Annotated in this window: 3 protein-coding genes; 2 read left to right on the top strand and 1 reads right to left on the bottom strand. The window is 68.4% G+C overall.

Annotation, left to right across the window (positions count from 1 at the left end):
* Positions 1-162: 162 nt before the first annotated feature.
* On the top strand, positions 163-933 hold the full coding sequence (locus ADK86_RS14265; protein WP_234345850.1) for a hypothetical protein: 771 nt from the start codon (positions 163-165) through the stop codon (positions 931-933).
* 138 nt (positions 934-1,071) lie between these two features.
* Entirely contained in the window at positions 1,072-1,407 is a 336-nt protein-coding gene (locus ADK86_RS14260; RefSeq protein ID WP_420718848.1) for a hypothetical protein, read from the top strand.
* Between the two features lie 243 nt (positions 1,408-1,650).
* Here the strand turns inward: ADK86_RS14260 and ADK86_RS14255 are convergent.
* Positions 1,651-3,830 (bottom strand): terpene synthase family protein (locus ADK86_RS14255; protein ID WP_053696940.1); only part of this gene is annotated, 2,180 nt, incomplete at its 5' end.

Raw genomic sequence — 3,830 nt, 5'->3', positions numbered from 1 at the left:
GGGGGGAACCGTTCCTGTGCCGGGTGTCGGGGGTGCCGGGGCCGAGGGTGCCGAGACCGAAGGTGCCGAGACCGAGGGTGCCGAGTCCAAGGGCGCGGAGACCAAGGGTGCCGAGATCGAGGGTGCCGAGATGGAGAATGCCGAGACCGAGGACGGCCGTCCATGAGGGGCCCGATCCGGCCGATGCGGAGCGTCCCGCCCGCGAGGACCGCCAGGCCCACGACGACCGCCAGGCCCACGAGGAACGCCAAGCCCACGAGGACTGCCCCGCCCACGACGACCGCCAGGCCCACGACGACCAAGAGCACCACTCTGCGCACAGCTCTCCCGCTCGCCCTCTTCCCCCTGCTCCCCCTTTTCCTCTCCCTCCTCCTGGCCCTCCTCCTCACCGGCTGCGGCATCAGCCCCACCGGCTACGTACAGGCCGGCGCCCCCGCCCAAGGCATCCGGCAGCCGGGCACCGCCACGTACACCGCCCGCATCTTCTTCCTCTCACCCCTGGGCATCCACGCGGCCGCCCGCCCGGCCGACGGTCCGGTCGGGCCGCAGGAAGCCCTGGACCTGCTGGTCAAGGGACCCACCGAGGCGGAGCGGGCGCGCGGGCTGGTCAGCGTGGTGCCGCAGATGCCGGGCCAGCTGACCGCCGTACCCGCGAACGGCGCCGTGAGCGTCTACCTGCCCCTGCCGGTGGCCCGCATGGAGACGGCGGCCGTCCACCAGATCGCGTGCACCGCCGCCAACGCCGCTCTTCCGGGCGGGCGTCCGGCCACTGAGGTCGATGTGCGCATGTACGAGCCGGGGAGCGGAGGCGAGCCGTGGACGGTCCGCTGTTCCAGCAACGGCTTCGCCTTCCCGGCCACCGGTCCGGAGAGCTCCCGTACCCCGGCTCCCACCCCCGCCCCGGACGGCTCCGGCACCCCGCGAACGCGCTGACATCGGCCCGCGCCCCACGGCTCCGTAGGCCGCCCAAGCCCTCCCTGACCAGGGGGCTTTGTCAGTGGTCGGCACTAAAATCGGAGGCAGAAAGGAAGCAGTCCAGGACTGCTTCGCTGTCGACCCAGGAGGTTGCCGATGGCCGTAGCCGCACCGTCCAAGAACACTGCCGCGAACACCGCCGTCACGAAGAAGACCACGTACGGCAAGACCTCCGCGCGCCGGGTGGTCCGCCACACGCCGATGGTCAAGAAGCCGCTGCCCGCCGGCCTCCCGCGCGAGTGGTACGAAGCCCACAACCGCCGTCTGAAGGCCATGCGCCTGGCGATAGCCCTGCTCGACGGTGGTGTCTATACCCCGGAGCGGGCCCGTAACCGCACCATCCGCACCGCCGCGGCCCGTATCGGAGTGCACCCGCCCTCCAACACGACCTGCCGCATGGTCCGCTCCCTGATCATTGAGAACGCCCGCTGAACCGGCAGGCGCCGCGCCGCCGACTGCGCGCGAACACGAGCGACGACTCCAACCGACCCTGATCACACCATCTGACCTACCGGGCCTCCGCCGCCTCTGAGCGCGGCCGACCGGCCCCGGCGGCCCCTCCCGGCCCAGACCCGGGAGGGGCCACACGTCATGCCCGAAGACCGTCGAGCTGCCGCCTCCGGCCCGACCGGGCAACCCTCCTCGACCGCCTACCGCCTACCGCCTATGCACCGACTACCACCGGGTCAGCTCTGCCTGCCGCAAGGCCACCTGAGCCGCCGAAGTCCCCAGCCCAGTAGGCCGCCCACTCCACTCACCGGCCCTGGCCACCCCGGCCTCAGCCGCACCGACAACCACACCGCCCCTCACCCCCTTATGCCGCCGCAAATCCTCCTCGCGATACCGCCGGCACCCTCGATGCCAGGTCAGGATTCCGGACATCCAGTTCTCCAATTCCTTCACGTACCCGTCCAGCAGCGCCCGCGCGTCCTCCGGCAGATTGAAGTCGTCGTAAAGCACCGGCAGTTCGTCGGCCGCTACATGCTGGAACTCCCGCATACGGGACGTCATGAGGTCGTGCACAATCGCGAGCGCCGTCGGATAGTCGCAGTCGAAGAAGTTCTGCACCACCAGGACCCCGTTGTGCACCTCGCCCTCGTACTCGATCTCCTTCTGGTACGAGAACACGTCGTTCATCAGCGTCGCGTAGTCGGCCGCGGCATTCTCCAGCGAACGCATGGTCCCGCTGCGATAGATCTCCTCCGGCACCCGTCGCCCATGCCCGATACGGCTCAGGCTCATCGTCATGTCGGAGCCGAACGTCGCCCGTCGCATCTCGATGTAGTCCACCGGATCGGGAATGTGATGCAGCGCCTGGTTCTCCAGCTCCCAGATCCACCCGGCCGTCATCACCTCGACACTGTCCCGGAACGTCTTCCGCGCCTCCGCGTCCATCGACCCCGTCGTACGGACCCACAGATCGGCCAGCCCGCGTTCCATCGCGTTCGCCGGCTCCGGCACGGCCGCGCCGTCCTCCACCGGCATGAACGCCGAAAGCCGCGCATTGCACGCCTTCGCCCCGGCCAGATCCCGTACCGCCCCGAACACCGCGGGGTAGTAATCGTCCCCGTACGTTCCCCAGGTCAGCCACTGCGACGACAGGTCCAGTTCCTCCGGTGTCGCGTCGGGATGCAGCCCGGCAGCACACAACGGGAAGTCGTAATCCTTCAGCTTCCCCTCGTCCCAGATCCCAGAAAGCGGCACCCCCGCCTGCGGCCGCAGCAGCCCCATCCGCCGCGCCCATTCCACCGTGCTCACCCGCGCCCCATCCAGATGCGGACTCAGCGTCGTCGCGAACGGCATGAAGAAATCCGGCAGCTGCGAAGGCCCCACCTTCTGATATGGCACATGTGAAAAGTTCCGCACCCGCTTCGCCCCGGTAACCGCCACAGCCTTCCGCACATCCGCCCCAGAAGTCCCCAACCCGCCGAACACAAACGGCGACCAGCTCGCACCCGCACCCGCACCCGCGTCCGCCGCCTCCCCGCCCCCGTTCATGTACCGACTCGACCGCATGTGCCACTCATGCCCGCCCGCCTGCCAGTCCTGCAACCCCTTGGCGTAAGCCAGCACGTCCGCACACTCCCGCGGACTCAGCCCCTTCTCCGCGAACAGCACCGGCAGTTCGGTCATGACCGTGTTCTCGAACTGCTGCACCCGCGAAGTGATCAGATCATTGACGGCATCGGCAGCTTCCTGAGTCGTACACCCCAAAAAATTCTCCAGCACCAGCACCCCGTTACTGAGCTCCCCTTCCTCCTCGGTCTCCCGCTGATACGAGAACACGTCGTTCCGCAGATGCACCGCATCCGCGAACGTATCCCTCAGCACCCGCAACGGCCGCGCCCTGGCCACCGCCGCCGGCACCTCGGCCCCCGCGGCAAACTCCACCAGCCCCGCCGACCAAGGCGCACCACCCACTTTCCGCCGCATCTCGATGTACTCGACGGGATTGGGCAACCGGCCGGCATTGATGTTGGACAACTCCCACAACGACTCGTTCAGCAAATGCTCGGTACTCTCCCGGAACCGGGCCCGCCACCCTTCCGACATGGAAGGCACCGTCCGGGCCCACAGATCCGCCAGCCCCGCCTCCACCGGATTGGCCGGCTCCGGCACCGGCGTACCCAGATCCATCGGCATGAACAACGGCAGCCGATCCAGATACGCCTTCCCGCCCACCCGGTCCTGCGTCCGCTTGAACGTCTCCAGGAAGTGATCGTCGAAAAAGAACACCCACACATACCAGTCCGTCACCAGCGACAACACATCCGCCGAACAGTCCGGATGGGTATAGGCGCACAGCAACGCATAATCATGCGCATCCAAATCCCCCTCCCCCCAAACCCCCGACC

It is taken from the genome of Streptomyces sp. NRRL F-5755, from assembly GCF_001279365.1.
GTDB lineage: Bacteria > Actinomycetota > Actinomycetes > Streptomycetales > Streptomycetaceae > Streptomyces > Streptomyces rimosus.
This window is presented reverse-complemented; position numbering and strand designations above follow the sequence as displayed.

What these genes read in the sequence shown, in the direction of transcription:
- ADK86_RS14265 (WP_234345850.1), top strand. Translation starts at nt 163, where the DNA reads ATGAGGGGCCCGATCCGGCCGATGCGGAGCGTCCCGCCCGCGAGGACC.
- ADK86_RS14260 (WP_420718848.1), top strand. Translation starts at nt 1,072, where the DNA reads ATGGCCGTAGCCGCACCGTCCAAGAACACTGCCGCGAACACCGCCGTC.